Source organism: Bradyrhizobium sp. USDA 4501 (assembly GCF_054062115.1).
Genome location: NZ_JBSSEX010000001.1, coordinates 2,674,974 through 2,688,625 on the forward strand (window position 1 = coordinate 2,674,974; position 13,652 = coordinate 2,688,625).

Annotated in this window: 15 protein-coding genes; 8 read left to right on the top strand and 7 right to left on the bottom strand. The window is 65.4% G+C overall.

Annotation, left to right across the window (positions count from 1 at the left end; all coding sequences use genetic code 11):
- Window positions 1-62: 62 nt before the first annotated feature.
- Window positions 63-602, bottom strand: coding sequence for a carboxymuconolactone decarboxylase family protein (locus tag ACVWZM_RS12045; protein WP_316398654.1), 540 nt, complete (start codon window positions 600-602; stop codon window positions 63-65).
- Window positions 603-689: 87 nt separating this feature from the next.
- Here ACVWZM_RS12045 and ACVWZM_RS12050 point away from each other — a divergent pair, with 87 nt between their 5' ends.
- Window positions 690-1,025, top strand: coding sequence for a winged helix-turn-helix transcriptional regulator (locus ACVWZM_RS12050; protein WP_316398653.1), 336 nt, complete (start codon window positions 690-692; stop codon window positions 1,023-1,025).
- Window positions 1,026-1,214: 189 nt separating this feature from the next.
- Here ACVWZM_RS12050 and ACVWZM_RS12055 read toward each other — a convergent pair whose 3' ends face one another.
- The 3 genes from ACVWZM_RS12055 to hemH all read right to left on the bottom strand — a co-directional run bounded on the left by ACVWZM_RS12055 (window position 1,215) and on the right by hemH (window position 3,928).
- Window positions 1,215-1,661, bottom strand: coding sequence for an NfeD family protein (locus ACVWZM_RS12055; protein WP_057016243.1), 447 nt, complete (start codon window positions 1,659-1,661; stop codon window positions 1,215-1,217).
- Between the two features lie 41 nt (window positions 1,662-1,702).
- Entirely contained in the window at window positions 1,703-2,707 is a 1,005-nt protein-coding gene (locus ACVWZM_RS12060) for an SPFH domain-containing protein (RefSeq protein WP_076827695.1), read from the bottom strand.
- 183 nt (window positions 2,708-2,890) lie between these two features.
- Window positions 2,891-3,928: a ferrochelatase gene (gene hemH / locus ACVWZM_RS12065; protein WP_229193505.1), complete on the bottom strand. Its 1,038-nt coding sequence runs from the start codon at window positions 3,926-3,928 to the stop codon at window positions 2,891-2,893.
- 114 nt (window positions 3,929-4,042) lie between these two features.
- On the opposite strand from hemH, the gene ACVWZM_RS12070 reads away from it, so the two are divergent.
- Window positions 4,043-4,441: an MAPEG family protein gene (locus tag ACVWZM_RS12070; protein ID WP_016842609.1), complete on the top strand. Its 399-nt coding sequence runs from the start codon at window positions 4,043-4,045 to the stop codon at window positions 4,439-4,441.
- Between the two features lie 158 nt (window positions 4,442-4,599).
- Here the strand turns inward: ACVWZM_RS12070 and ACVWZM_RS12075 are convergent, their stop codons facing one another.
- The 3 genes from ACVWZM_RS12075 to ACVWZM_RS12085 are packed head-to-tail and all read right to left on the bottom strand — an operon-like array spanning window position 4,600 to window position 8,451.
- The gene (locus ACVWZM_RS12075; RefSeq protein ID WP_456853300.1) at window positions 4,600-5,715 is read right to left on the bottom strand and encodes a nickel/cobalt transporter; all 1,116 of its coding nucleotides are present in this window, start codon (window positions 5,713-5,715) and stop codon (window positions 4,600-4,602) included.
- Window positions 5,712-6,350 (bottom strand): DUF1007 family protein, encoded by a 639-nt coding sequence (locus tag ACVWZM_RS12080; protein WP_168857883.1) that lies wholly within the window; start codon window positions 6,348-6,350, stop codon window positions 5,712-5,714. The genes ACVWZM_RS12075 and ACVWZM_RS12080 overlap by 4 nt, the downstream gene beginning before the upstream one ends.
- A gap of 13 nt (window positions 6,351-6,363) precedes the next feature.
- Complete coding sequence (locus ACVWZM_RS12085) at window positions 6,364-8,451, bottom strand: M3 family metallopeptidase (protein ID WP_253624952.1); 2,088 nt, start codon at window positions 8,449-8,451, stop codon at window positions 6,364-6,366.
- A 130-nt stretch (window positions 8,452-8,581) separates the two neighbouring features.
- Between ACVWZM_RS12085 and ACVWZM_RS12090 the strand changes: the two genes are divergently transcribed.
- From ACVWZM_RS12090 to ACVWZM_RS12115, 6 genes are all read left to right on the top strand, one after another.
- Window positions 8,582-8,842: a hypothetical protein gene (locus ACVWZM_RS12090; protein WP_168857868.1), complete on the top strand. Its 261-nt coding sequence runs from the start codon at window positions 8,582-8,584 to the stop codon at window positions 8,840-8,842.
- 671 nt (window positions 8,843-9,513) lie between these two features.
- Window positions 9,514-10,656, top strand: a complete 1,143-nt coding sequence (locus ACVWZM_RS12095) for a type III PLP-dependent enzyme (protein WP_456853303.1) — start codon at window positions 9,514-9,516, stop codon at window positions 10,654-10,656.
- A gap of 130 nt (window positions 10,657-10,786) precedes the next feature.
- Window positions 10,787-11,404, top strand: coding sequence for a GNAT family N-acetyltransferase (locus tag ACVWZM_RS12100; protein WP_456853305.1), 618 nt, complete (start codon window positions 10,787-10,789; stop codon window positions 11,402-11,404).
- A gap of 11 nt (window positions 11,405-11,415) precedes the next feature.
- The gene (locus tag ACVWZM_RS12105) at window positions 11,416-11,583 is read left to right on the top strand and encodes a hypothetical protein (protein ID WP_456783577.1); all 168 of its coding nucleotides are present in this window, start codon (window positions 11,416-11,418) and stop codon (window positions 11,581-11,583) included.
- A 92-nt stretch (window positions 11,584-11,675) separates the two neighbouring features.
- Window positions 11,676-12,065, top strand: a complete 390-nt coding sequence (locus ACVWZM_RS12110) for a RidA family protein (protein ID WP_028332860.1) — start codon at window positions 11,676-11,678, stop codon at window positions 12,063-12,065.
- A 40-nt stretch (window positions 12,066-12,105) separates the two neighbouring features.
- Complete coding sequence (locus ACVWZM_RS12115) at window positions 12,106-13,548, top strand: homospermidine synthase (RefSeq protein WP_028341360.1); 1,443 nt, start codon at window positions 12,106-12,108, stop codon at window positions 13,546-13,548.
- Window positions 13,549-13,652: the final 104 nt, after the last annotated feature.

Genomic DNA, 13,652 nt, shown 5'->3' on the forward strand with positions numbered 1-13,652 from the left:
AATCCATCTCTCCTCGCGCGGAGACATGGGCTGCTTCGTCGCTTTGCTCCTCGCAATGACAACTATGCTGGAAATCTTGCCGCGGTTTCCTCCAGCGGCAGGGCCAGCGCGTTGGCGAGGTAGGAGACCGTGCGGTAGAAGCCGCACAAGAGGATGATCTCCAGGATCTGGTCCTCATCGTAATGCGCCGACAGCGCCGCGAATTCCTCCTCACTCAATGTCGCGCGGGCATGCAGCGCGTCGACTGCCGTGATCATTGCCTGTTCGGCCTGCGACCAGCAGCCGGCATCGGCCGCACCGCGCACGGTGGCGTGGACCTGCTGCTCCGTCAGTTCGGCGGCCGCGCCGAACGCCGTGACGTGGACGCCCCATTCATATTCGCAGGCATTGAGTGCGCAGGTGCGGTCGATCACGATCTCCCGCGCCCGCAAGGGAAGCGGCCCGCGGTCCAACAGGCTGCCACCGCGAAACTTCTCCCAGGCACGCGGATGGCCGGCCAACATGCGGAACAGCACCAGCGGCGGCTTGCCGCGCATGATGCGATCGAAATGCTGTTGAACGTCCGCCGGATAAGGCGGATCGAGCGGCGCGAGGCGTGACATGGCCGGATCCAGTTGCTACATTTAATGTAGCAACACGCTACAATATCTGTAGCGGATCGCAAGAGGGATTCGAAAGGAATTCGCGACATGCCGAAGCAGGGCCCAGTCACAAGACCCGGCGTCCGCGGCTCGCGGTCCGGCCGCCCGATCATGGCGCTGCTCGATCTCTTGGGACGGCGCTGGACCTTGCGCATCATCTGGGAGCTGCGCGAGGGCGCGCTGACCTCGCGCGCGCTGCGCACCGCCTGCGACGAGGCCTCGCCGACGATCCTGCAGACGCGATTGACCGAGCTCCGCGAGGCCGGGTTCGTTGAACTATCGGAGGATGGTTACGGCCTCACCACGCTCGGCCGCGAGTTATTTGCGACATTCACGCCGCTCAACCGCTTCGCCGAGCGCTGGAGCAAGCAGGGCGGCAGCTAGACCTCGGCGGCCGTCAGTGTGTAGCCCGCATGAGCGGAGCGACATGCGGGCCCGGTTTCCCCGGGTATCGCGGAGCCTGTCATCGGGCGCGCATGCGCGCGACCCGTTGGCTCACCCGGGCTACGGATTACTCGCCCGAAGCAGCATCGGACGCTCGGGGCCGAGTCGTCGTCGATGGCTCAGGCCAGACTAAGCGATCGCCACCGTCAGGCTGGCGCCGTCGGCGCGGACCACCTTCACCCGGCTGCCGGCCGGCGCATCGGGGCCGGCGACGCGCCACACCGTATCGTCGATCCGCACCGTGCCTGAACCGTCAACGATCGGCTTCTCCAGCGTGAATTCGCGGCCGACCAGGGCTTCGTTGCGGCGGTTGAGGAAGGGATTGGTCTTGCTTGCCGCCGTCGCGCCCTTCGCGAAATGCCGCCATGCCGGCACCGCCAGGGCGGCGAACACTGCGAACATCAAGAGCTGTATCTGCCAGGACGGCGTGAAGGCGAACGACAGCAGGCCGACCAGCAGTGCCGCGAGCCCGAGCCAGAACAGGAACACCCCGGGCGCCACAAGCTCCAGCGCCATCAGGATGAAGCCGAAGATCAGCCAGTTCCAGGTACCCAATGTCGAAAACATCTCGGCCATGACGTGACCTCTACCATTGCGGGCGCGACGCCGTCACGCCCTTACCGCTGCGGCGGCACCGGAGGCGGCGCCGTCGGGCCGGCCGGCGGCACCGAGCCGCCGCGCCGTGCTGCGGCCGTAGCGGACGCCGCACTCTCGCCGAAGGTAGCGCGGGCGATCTCGCCGATGCCGGCCAGCGAGCCCAGCACACTCGAGGTTTCGATCGGCAGCATCAGGACCTTCTGGTTCGGCGATTCCGCGAGTTGGCCGAACGCCTTGATATACTTGTCGGCGATGAAATAGTTCAGCGCGGCGACGTCGCCCTTGGCGATCGATTCCGACACCATCTGGGTCGCCTTGGCCTCGGCCTCGGCAAGCCGTTCGCGCGCCTCGGCGTCGCGGAAGGCGGCCTCGCGGCGGCCCTCGGCCTGCAGGATCTGACCCTGCTTGGCGCCCTCGGCGCGCAGGATTTCGGATTGCCGCTGGCCCTCGGCCTGCAAAATGTCGGCGCGCTTGACGCGCTCGGCCTTCATCTGCCGGCCCATCGCCTCGACGAGGTCGGCCGGCGGCACGATGTCCTTGATCTCGATGCGGTTGACCTTGACGCCCCAGGGCGACACCGCGGCGTCGACCACGCGCAGCAGCCGCTCGTTGATCTCGTCGCGATGCGACAGCACCTGATCGAGATCCATCGAGCCCATCACCGAGCGGATATTGGTCATGGTCAGGACGGTGATCGCCTGGTTGAGATTGGCGACCTCGTAGCTCGCCTTGGCGGCATCGAACACCTGGTAGAACGCGACACCGTCCACCGTCACGGTGGCGTTGTCCTTGGTGATCACCTCCTGCTCGGGGATGTCGATCACCTGCTCCATCATGTTGATCTTGCGCCCGATGCGATCGAAATAGGGCACGATCAAATTGAGGCCGGGCGACAGCGTGCGGGTGTATTTGCCGAACCGCTCGATGGTCCAGTCAAAACCCTGCGGAACGGTCTTGATCCCGGCGAACAGCGTAACGATGACGAGAAGAACAAACGCGATCGCGAAAACGTCGAAGCCAGTCATAAAGTCCTCCAGGGCCGGCGAGACCGTCGCCAGTCACGGTCGTGCATTGGTCGGCAGGACCGCTCCGCCGGTTCAGCCGGCTGTTGTTCTCCCTAGCACATAGGAAGCTGCTGTCGGATGACCAGATGCCAACGAATGCCCGTGCCCGGTGTCACGGATCGTTAACAATCAAATCCAGCCTTGTTAGATCCAGCCTTGCAGCTCGCGCAGCACGAGCTGGCGGATCACGTCCATGCCGCCGTCGCTGTCGTTGAGGCAGGGGATCGCCGCGAATTGCTCGCCGCCATTGTGCCGGAAGATCTCGGCATTCTCCTGCGCGATCTCCTCCAGCGTCTCCAGGCAATCGGCGGAGAAGCCGGGCGTGACCACGGCAATGCGCCGCACGCCGTCCTTGGCGAGTTTCTCGACCGTCTTGTCGGTATAGGGCTGCAGCCACTCGGCCTTGCCGAAGCGCGACTGGAAGGTGAGGATCAGCCGGTTGGCATCGAGCCCGAGCCGCTTGCGCAGCGCATTGGTCGTGGCGATGCATTGCGCCTGATACGGATCGCCCTTGTCGACATATTCCTTCGGCATGCCGTGGAACGAGGCGACGATGATCTCGGGCTGGAACGGCAATGTCGCAAGGTGCGCGTTGATCGAGACCGCGAGCGCCTCGATGTAGTCGGGATCGTCGTAGTAAGGCGGCGTCACCCGCAGGATCGGCTGCGCGCGCATGCCTGCCAGCACGCGAAACGCCTCGTCGCAGACCGTCGCCGACGTCGCGGCGGAATATTGCGGATAGAGCGGCACCACCAGCAGCCGGCCGCAGCCCTGCGCCGCCAGCGCCTCGATGCGCTGCTTGATCGAGGGGTTGCCGTAGCGCATCGCCCAGTCGACCACGACGTGGTCGTGATCGGCGATCGCCTCCGCCAGCTTGTCGGCCTGCGAGCGCGTGATGGTCTTCAGCGGCGACTCGTTCTTCTCGGTGTTCCAGATCTTCAGATAGTCGCGCGCCTTGCGGGCCGGACGGACCCGCAGGATGATGCCGTTGAGGATCAGCTTCCAGAGCAGGCCCTGATCCTCGATCACCCGCGGATCGGACAGGAATTCCTTGAGGTAGACCCGCACGCCGGCGGCATCCGCCGTATCGGGCGTGCCGAGATTGACCAGCAGCACGCCGACACGTTCCGGCTTCGGCGCCGCGGCAGACTTCGCGCTCTCGAAGGGGATCACCGTGCTCATGATGGCCTTGCGCTTGATATCCTTCGCCTGGGAGCTTTGGGCTTCGCGCGTTGCTCCAACCTTGTCAAGCCGAGTGCGGGTTGGCTACGTTCCCCTGCGGAATAAGGGGGAACCATGACGATCGCCGAATGGTGCGTCTTCGGGACGCTGATGCTCTCGCTGCTGACGATCGTGTCGGTGAAGTGGACCGGCTTCCGCAGCTTCGACAATGCCAGGCCGCGCGATCCCGACTTCTACGACGACCCGATCCGCTCGCGGGCGCTCGGCGCGCACCAGAACGGCATCGAGGCCTTCCCGTTCTTCGCCTTCGCCGTGCTGCTCGCCGAATTCCGCGTCGGCCCGCTGCGGCTGATCGACGAGCTCGCCGTGCTGTTCCTGATCGTGCGGATCGCCTACGTCTTCACCTATATCGGCAACCGCCCGACGCTGCGCTCGATCCTCTGGAGCATCGGTTTCGCGATCAACATCGCGATCTTCCTGCTGCCGGCGATCAGGGGCTATCTGACGAGTTGAGCCTGTTTCTTCTCCCTCTCCCCGTTCTTACGGGGAGAGGGCTGGGGTGAGGGACCGTCTCCGCAAATTCGATGGAAGCAAGCGTGCGGAGACTCCCCCTCACCCGAAATTCGCGCACGCGAATTTCGACCTCTCCCCGCAGGCGGGGCGAGGTGACTTCAAAGGCACGTCGCCCGTTCGGCCGCGACATAGCCGAACAGCAGCCCGAGCCCGAACAGCAGCACAAGGCCCGCGGCGGCGAACTCCAGGCCGCGCATGATGACCATGCCGCCGCCGTCGCGCGCCGCGCTCAGCCGCTCCGCCACGCCGCGCGCCGACACCGCGACCAGCGCGATCGCCGCCACCGTGATGGCGGTGCCGAGCCCCATCACGAAGGTCGCGGCAATGCCGGCCCAGAACAGGCCCTGCGCCAGCGCGAACACCAGCACCAGGATCGCGCCCGAGCAGGGCCGGATCCCGACCGTGAGGATCGCGCCGAGCCCCCGCCGCCAGCCGCCAGGACCGGCGAGTTCGGCCGGCGTCGGCCCGTGCGAATGGCCGCAATGCTCGTCATGGACGTGCTGCGCGTCATGCCCGTGATCGTGACCGTGATCATGATGATGCCCGTGATCGTCATGCGCGTGACGGTGATGGTGATCATGGCGGTGGTCGTGGTGATCGTGATCATGGTGGTCGTGATGATGCGCGCCGGCCATCGCCAGCGCCGGCGGCGGCGCCTGCAGGGCGCGGAAGAAGCTGCCGCCCTTGACCCAGACCAGCCGGGCGCCAAACGCCGCGATCAGCGCGTAGCTTGCGATCTCGATCGCCTTCTCCGCCCCGCACATGGTCTTCGCGGTCGCGTTGAGCAGCCAGGCGCAGATGCCCACGATGAGAACGGCGACCACCGACTGCATCAGCGCCGAGGCGAACGACAGCGCGATGCCGCGCCGCGCGGTCTCGCGATTGGCGACCATGTAGGACGAGATCACCGCCTTGCCGTGGCCGGGGCCGGCGGCATGGAAAATCCCGTAGGCAAAGGAGATCGCAAGCAGGGTCCAGACCGCCGAACCGTCGGATTTCGCGGCGCGGATGGTCTGGGAGATCTCGCGGTAAAACTCCGACTGCTTCGCCAGCAGCCAGCCGACCAGGCCGCCCTGCGACTCCGCCGCGCGCGGCGCACCGAACGGATTCTGTGCCAGCAGCGCATGAACGGCGCCATCGAGCAGCGCGAATGCCGCCAGCACGGCCGCGGCCACGGCGAGGCCGCGCGTCATGCGCGAGACGATCGGCGTCATGGGCACTCCACCGAGACCTTGTTGGCGAACATCATGCCGAAATTGCCGTTGCCGCCGTCGAGAAAGGTCTGCTCGCCGAGCTTCTGCGCGGCGGCGGTGCCGTCGCTATTCGGCCGCTCGAACTGCATCTTGCAGTTCGCCGCGGCGCCGACCAGCTTGACCGGCTCCTTCTCGGCATACTGGAAGTCGATGAAATAGGTCGGGTCGAACACTTCGAGCGAGAGCTGCCTGGCCTTGAACGGCGTCTTCACCGGCAAGGTGAAGTGCAGCGTCAGCGCCGAATCCTTGTATTCGAGGAAATAGTCGACCGGCTCGGTGAACTTCTGCTTCTTGCCGTCGCCCTTGGCGAAGGTGAAGTAGGCGTATTCCTTCAGCGATTCGACATTGGTCTGCGCCAACGGCGCCAGCTCCTCGCGGCTGTAGGCGCCCTTCACCTTGGTCTCGATGCCCTGCAGCGCGTAGGTCGAGAACATGTCGTCAAACGTCCAGGCGTGCCGGACCCCCGTGATGGTGCCGTCGGGCGCGTAGATCAGCTCGCTCCTGGCGACGATCCAGACATGCGGATGAGCCTCGGCGGCCGCCGTGCCGAGCACGACGGACACCGCAACCACGAGCCAGCCGATCAGCCGGTTCAACGACGGCCGCACCTCAGGCCGCCTCAGGCGTCTCGAGCAGGCCGCGACGGCGCAGCAGCGCGTCCGGCTCGGGCTCGCGGCCACGGAAGGCGACATAGGCCTCCTCCGGATCGCGCGAGCCGCCCGACGAATAGATGTCGTCATGCAGCCGCTTGGCGGTCGCGGGATCGAAGATGTCGCCGGCCTCCTCGAAGGCGCCGAAGGCGTCAGCATCCATCACCTCCGACCACATGTAGCTGTAGTAGCCGGAGGCATAGTGGTCGCCGGAGAAGATGTGGCCGAACTGCGTCGGCCGGTGCCGCAGCGAGATTTCGGCGGGCATGCCGATCTTCTCCAGCTCCTTCTGTTCGAAGGCGCGGACATCCCAGCTCGCCGCTGCCGGCTGGGTGTGGAATTCGAGGTCGATCAGCGCAGAGGAGACGAACTCCACGGTGGCAAAGCCCTGGTTGAACTTGCGCGCGGCAAGGAAGCGCTTGAGCAGGTCGTCCGGCAGTGCCTCCCCGGTCTCGTAGTGGCGGGCGAAGCGCTGCAGCACCTCGGGCCGCTCCTGCCAGTGCTCATAGAGCTGCGAGGGCAGCTCGACGAAGTCGGTGAACACGCTGGTTCCGGACAGTGACGGATAGGTCACGTTGGACAGCATGCCGTGCAGGCCATGGCCGAACTCGTGGAACAGGGTCCGCGCGTCGTCGGGCGACAGCAGCGACGGCGCGCCATCGGCGCCCTTGGCGAAGTTGCAGACATTGATGACCAGCGGCGCGACGTCGCCGTCGAGCTTCTGCTGGTCGCGCAGCGAGGTCATCCAGGCGCCGGAGCGCTTCGAGGGTCGCGCGAAGTAGTCGCCGTAGAACAGCGCCTTGTGCTGGCCGTCGCGGCCCCTGACCTCCCAGACCCGGACGTCCGGATGCCAGACCGGGATATCCTTGCGCTCCTCGAAGGTGACGCCGAACAGGCGGGTGGCGCAGTCGAACGCGGCCTCGATCATGTGGTCGAGCACCAGATAGGGCTTGATCGCGGAATCGTCGAAATTGGCGCGGCGCTGGCGCAGCTTCTCAGCGTAATAGCGCCAGTCCCAGGACGCCAGGGTGAAATTGCCGCCCTCCTCCGCGATCAGCGCCTGCAGCGCGTCGCGGTCGGCGAGCGCCCGGGCCCGCGCCGGCTTCCAGACCCGCTCCAGGAGGCCACGCACGGCCTCCGGCGTCTTCGCCATGGAATCCTCGAGGCGGTAGGCGGCGTAGGTCGGGAAGCCCAGGATCTTGGCGGTCTCCTCGCGCAGCCTGAGGATCTCCACGATGGTCGCGTTGTTGTCGTTGGCGTTGCCATTGTCGCCGCGCGCCGTGAAGGCCTTGTAGACCTTCTCGCGCAGGTCGCGCCGCGACGAGCTCTGCAGGAACGGCTCGACCGAGGAGCGCGACAGCGTCACGATCGCCTTGCCCGGCATGCCGCGCTCTTCCGCCGCAGCCTTGGCGGCCGCCACAAATGTGTCGGAAAGGCCGGCGCGGTCGGCCTCGCCGAGCTCCATGAACCACTCCTGCTCGTCGCCGAGCAGATGATGGCTGAATGAGGTGCCGAGATGGGCGAGGCGCTCGTTAATCTCGGCCATGCGGGCCTTTGCCGCATCGTCGAGGCCGGCGCCGGAGCGGCGGAAGCGGGTGTAGGTGCGTTCCAGCAGCCGCATCTGCTCGCCGGTCAGGCCGAGGGAGGCGCGCTTCTCGTGCAGCATGGCGATGCGGCCAAACAGCACAGCGTTCATCATGATCGGATTCCAGTGCCGCGCCATCCGGGGCGACACCTCCTTGTCGATCTCCAGGATCGCCGGGCTCGAATGCGCCGAGACCAGGTCGTAGAACACCGCCGAGACCTTCGACAGCAGCTTGCCGGAGCGCTCCAGCGCGGTGATGGTGTTGTCGAAGTCGGGCAGCGCCGGATCATGGGTGATCGCAGTCACTTCCGCGGAATGATCGGCGAAAGCCTGCTCGAAAGCGGGGAGGAAATGCTCCGGCTTGATCTCGGCGAACGGCGGCGTCTCGAGCGGCGTCCGCCATGCCTTCAGGAGGGGGTTGGCAAGAGCCTGAGCCTTGGCGTCTGCGCTGGTTTCTGACATCGAATGTCCCGTTTTTCGCCTTGAAAATGCTGCCCAATCTATATCACGCGATACGGCATTTTTGGGCCTTTTGCGCTTGATAGATGGGCACTTTTCGGAGAGATTGCGCCCCCTGAACAGGACCTATTTCATGACCATGCAGCCCTCCAACTCAGGCAACCGCACCATCGCCTGGCCAAGCGTCATCACCGTGATCTCGGCGGCGATCCTGATCGGCGCGGAAGTGTTCGGCGCGGCATTCGCCGGCGGCTGGGCGCTCGCGATTCTGCTCGGGCTCGACGACGTCGCCGCGCACATCCTGCAGGCGGTGCTGTTCGGCATCGGCGTGCTGATCATGATCGCCTTCATCCGCGCAGCGCAGCGCGTCGAGCCGTTCACGCGTCGCGCGTGAGCTTGAGCGATTCAAGAAAGCGCTGCGGCACAGGGCTAAAACGCACACACGCTTCGTTAGTGATTCTTAACAGCCGTTCATCTTCAGCGCATCCGACGCGTGCTGCGCGCGACATCGCAAGCACGCGTTAGGGAAATTTGCCGCTATCGCAAAAAAATTCTTGCGCCACGAAGTCAAAAGACTTATTTCCTGCCTTGCCCAATTTCGCACGTGCCTGTGGTCGTGTGTCAGTCGGTAGGTATCCGGACAAGAGGCCGGACAGCCGCCAAGGGGTGGAAGAACCGAGGGTCGCTTACGTCCATCAGGACACGAGGCGGCCAGCATCTCTCTCCAGGGATGCCGTTGAAGGTCTCACCACTCTTTGCAACCGTGACTGGCAGCCGGAGGCGAACCGGCGCACCCCGCTCTCAACGGGGGACGCGACTTAAAGCAACGACGGATCGGGCTTTTTTGGTCTCTACCGGCGGTCCAACGCCGGCCCGGGCTACTGAAAAGGCTTGTCCTTCATTGCCAGGTGATCGGGCGGGAAACTCTCCCAACCAATCCACGGCAGCACAGTCTGGTTTGAGTCTCTTGGCCTCAACGCGCCTCCATCGCGCGATGTGGCCGAAGCGCTCTTACCCGACGTCACGTTGATGCGGATCCCGTCGCTGGGGCCGTTGGAGAGTGCCATGACTGAACGTATCCAGGAATTCCTGCGCCACCGCCGCCAGGATGGACTCGACACCGAGCCGTGCCTCGTCGTCGACCTCGAAGTCGTGCGCGACAACTACCAGACCTTCGCCAAGGCGCTGCCGGACAGCCGCGTGTTCTACGCGGTGAAAGCCAACCCGGCGCCCGAAGTGCTGTCGCTGCTGGCCTCGCTCGGCTCCTGCTTCGACACCGCGACGGTTGCGGAAATCGAGATGGCGCTGGCCGCCGGTGCGACGCCGGACCGCATCTCCTATGGCAACACGATCAAGAAGGAGCGCGACATCGCGCGTGCCTTCGCGCTCGGCATTCGCCTGTTCGCGGTCGATTGCGCCGCCGAGGTCGAGAAGATCGCCCGCGCCGCCCCCGGCGCCAAGGTGTTCTGCCGCATCCTCTATGACTGCGCCGGCGCCGAGTGGCCGCTGTCGCGCAAGTTCGGCTGCGACCCGGAGATGGCGGTCGACGTGCTCAACCTCGCCAAGCGCCTGGGCCTGGAGCCGTGCGGCATCTCGTTCCATGTCGGCTCGCAGCAGCGCAAGGTGAAGGCGTGGGACCGCGCGCTCGCGATGGCGTCGACCGTGTTCCGTGACTGCGCCGAGCGCGGGATCAACCTCACCATGGTCAACATGGGCGGCGGCTTTCCGACCAAGTACCTCAAGGACGTTCCTCCGGTCCTGCAATATGGCCGGTCGATCTTCCGCGCGCTGCGCAAGCATTTCGGCAACCAGATTCCGGAGACGATCATCGAGCCGGGCCGCGGCATGGTCGGCAATGCTGGAATCATCGAGACCGAAGTCGTTCTGATCTCGAAGAAGAGCGACGAGGACGAGGTGCGCTGGGTCTATCTCGACATCGGCAAGTTCGGCGGTCTCGCCGAGACGATGGACGAGTCGATCCGCTACGCCATCCGCACCCCGCATGACGGGGCGGACATGACGCCGTGCGTGCTCGCGGGCCCGACCTGCGACAGCGCCGACGTGCTGTACGAGAAGCTGCCGTATCCGCTCCCGGTGACGCTCGAGATCGGCGACAAGCTGCTGATCGAAGGCACCGGCGCCTATACGTCGACCTACTCGTCGGTGGCGTTCAACGGCATTCCGCCGCTGAAGACCTACCACATCTGACCCGCCTCGTTTTCGAGGCCCGATAAACCGGGAGCCGGCCCCGCCGGCTCCTCCCCGATCATTTTCGATTTTCCTGAACGACGCTTGCCGCGGCGTACGACATGCCGTTGCAAGCGGGGACTGACGTGCCATGACTGCAAAACGGAACACCCCCGTTGCCCTCATCCGAGATGCCGCCCCGTTCGCGATCCGTGCGGAGCGTGGCTCGGACGTCGTCGCACGCGAAGCGCTGCTGGATGCCTGCTTTGGCTGTAATCGCCATATGCGCACCTGCCAGCGCCTGCGCGACGGACGCGCGCCCGCCGAAGGCCTGAGCCTTGCGGCCGTGCGCCAGGACGGCCGGCTGGTTGGAACCGTGCGGTTGTGGCACGTCAGCGCGGGGGGCCGCAGCGCGCTGATGCTGGGGCCGCTGGCAGTCGATGACGACTGCCGCGGCCTCGGCGTCGGCGCCGCGCTGATGCGGCGTGCGCTGGCGGTGGCCAAGGCGCGCGGCCACGGCGCCGTGATCCTGCTTGGCGATGCGCCCTACTACGCCCGCTTCGGCTTCACCGCGGCCAAAACCGGCGAGTTGTCGCTGCCGGGCACATTCGAGCGCGAGCGGCTGCTCGGCGTCGAGCTTGTCGCGGGCGCGCTGGATGGCGCCTGGGGCATGATCACGCCGACCGGCGCGCCGCTGCCCGAGGCCAAGGCATCGCGGACGCGATCCCGGACCCGGAAGGCACCGCTCGCCGTGCCGCACGCGGCGTAAGGCGGGCCGCCATGTCGGAGCACCTTCCCATCACCGATGGCGCGCGCCCGCGTTGGCGCGGCCTCGTCACCACGGTCATGCTGATCCTGATCTCGGTGATGATCGTCAGGGATATCCTGGGCCGGCGCTGGACCGGCACGCCGCCATCGCCGCCGGACGCCACGCAGCAGTCCCGCTAACGCCGCCCGCGCCAGGCCTGAACCAAGGGGTTGCGCGGGCGCCAAAAATGCCCGTAAACCCCGCGCAAAGCCATTTTCAGTCGAGGTCCAATATGTCCCGCCGCCTGATTTCCACCGGCTCGCCCTTTGAGAAGACCGCCGGCTACAGCCGTGCCGTGATCGATGGCGACTTCGCCTTCGTCGCGGGAACCACCGGCTATGACTACGCCACGATGACCATGCCATCAGATGTCACGAGCCAGTCACGGAACTGCTTCAAGACCATCGAGGCCGCCCTCAAGGAGGGAGGCTTTGCGATGGCCGACATCGTCCGCGCGACCTACTACCTCACCGACGCCCGTGACGTGGATGCCCATTTCGCGGTCTGCGGCGAGGTCCTCGGCGACATCCGCCCGGCCGCAACGATGCTGATCGTCGCGGGGCTCTACAAGCCCGAGATGAAGGTCGAGATCGAAGTCACCGCGAAGCGTCGCAACCCCTGATCCACCCTATCCGCCGCTAGGCACTCTCCTGGAGAAAATGATGAGCCCCGCCTCGCAGATCTACGCGAAGATCACAGGTCCCATTGTTATGATCGGCTTCGGCTCGATCGGCAAAGGCACGCTGCCTTTGATCGAGCGGCATCTCGATTACGACAAGTCGCGCGTCACCGTGATCGACCCCAAGGACGAGGGCCGCAAGGCGCATTGCGAGAAGCACAACGTCAAATTCATCCAGAAGGCCGTGACCAAGGACAATTATCGCGACCTGCTGAGCCCGCTGCTCACTGAAGGCGGCGGCCAGGGCTTTTGCGTCAATCTGTCGGTCGATACCGGCTCGACCGACATCATGGAGCTGTGCAACGAACTCGGCGCTCTCTACATCGACACCGTCAACGAGCCCTGGCTCGGCTTCTATTTCGATTCCTCGAAGGGCCCGGAAGCGCGCTCCAACTACGCCCTTCGCGAAGTGACGCTGGCCGCCAAGAAGGCGCGCCCCGCGGGCTCGACGACGGCCGTCTCCTGCTGTGGCGCCAATCCCGGCATGGTCTCATTCTTCGTCAAGCAGGCGCTGCTCAATGTCGCCGCCGATCTGAAGCTCAATGCCCCGAAGCCGAAGACCAAGGCCGAATGGGCGGACTTGATGCGGCAGGCCGGCGTGAAGGGCATCCACATCGCCGAACGCGACACCCAGCGCTCCAAGTCGCCGAAAGAGCCTGACGTCTTCGTCAACACCTGGTCGGTGGAAGGTTTCCTGTCGGAAGGCGTGCAGCCGTCCGAACTCGGCTGGGGCACCCATGAGAAATGGATGCCCGAGAATGCGCATACCCACGAAGCCGGCTGCGGCGCCGCCATCTATCTGATGCAGCCCGGCGCCAACACGCGCGTACGCACCTGGTGCCCGACCCGCGGCGCGCAGTATGGCTTCCTCGTCACCCACAACGAGTCGATCTCGATCGCCGATTACTTCACGGTGCGTGACGCATCGGGCACGGCGATCTATCGGCCGACCTGCCACTATGCCTATCACCCGGCCGACGACGCCGTGCTGTCGCTGCATGAAATGTTCGGCCGCGCAGCGAAGATGCAGGAAAAGCATCACATCCTCGACGAGAACGAGATCGTCGACGGCATCGACGAGCTCGGCGTGCTGCTGTTCGGCCATGACAACAATGCCTACTGGTACGGCTCGCAGCTCTCCATCGAGGAGACCCGCAAGCTCGCGCCCTATCAGAACGCCACCGGCCTGCAAGTGACCTCCGCCGTGCTCGGCGGCATGGTGTGGGCGCTGGAAAACCCGAACGAAGGCATCGTCGAGGCCGACGAGATGGACTTCGATCGTCTGCTGGAAATCCAGCTACCCTATCTCGGCCCCGTGAAGGGTTTCTACACCGACTGGACCCCGCTGACGGATCGTCCGGGACTGTTTCCGGAAGATATCGACACCAGCGATCCCTGGCAGTTCAAGAATATTCTGGTGCGCTGACAGGGTCATCCCGGGATGCGCGCTTAGGCGCGCAGACCCGGGATCTCGAAATCGTGGCGCGAGATTCGCAGGTGCGCGAGTGCGCACCATGGTCCATCGCCGAC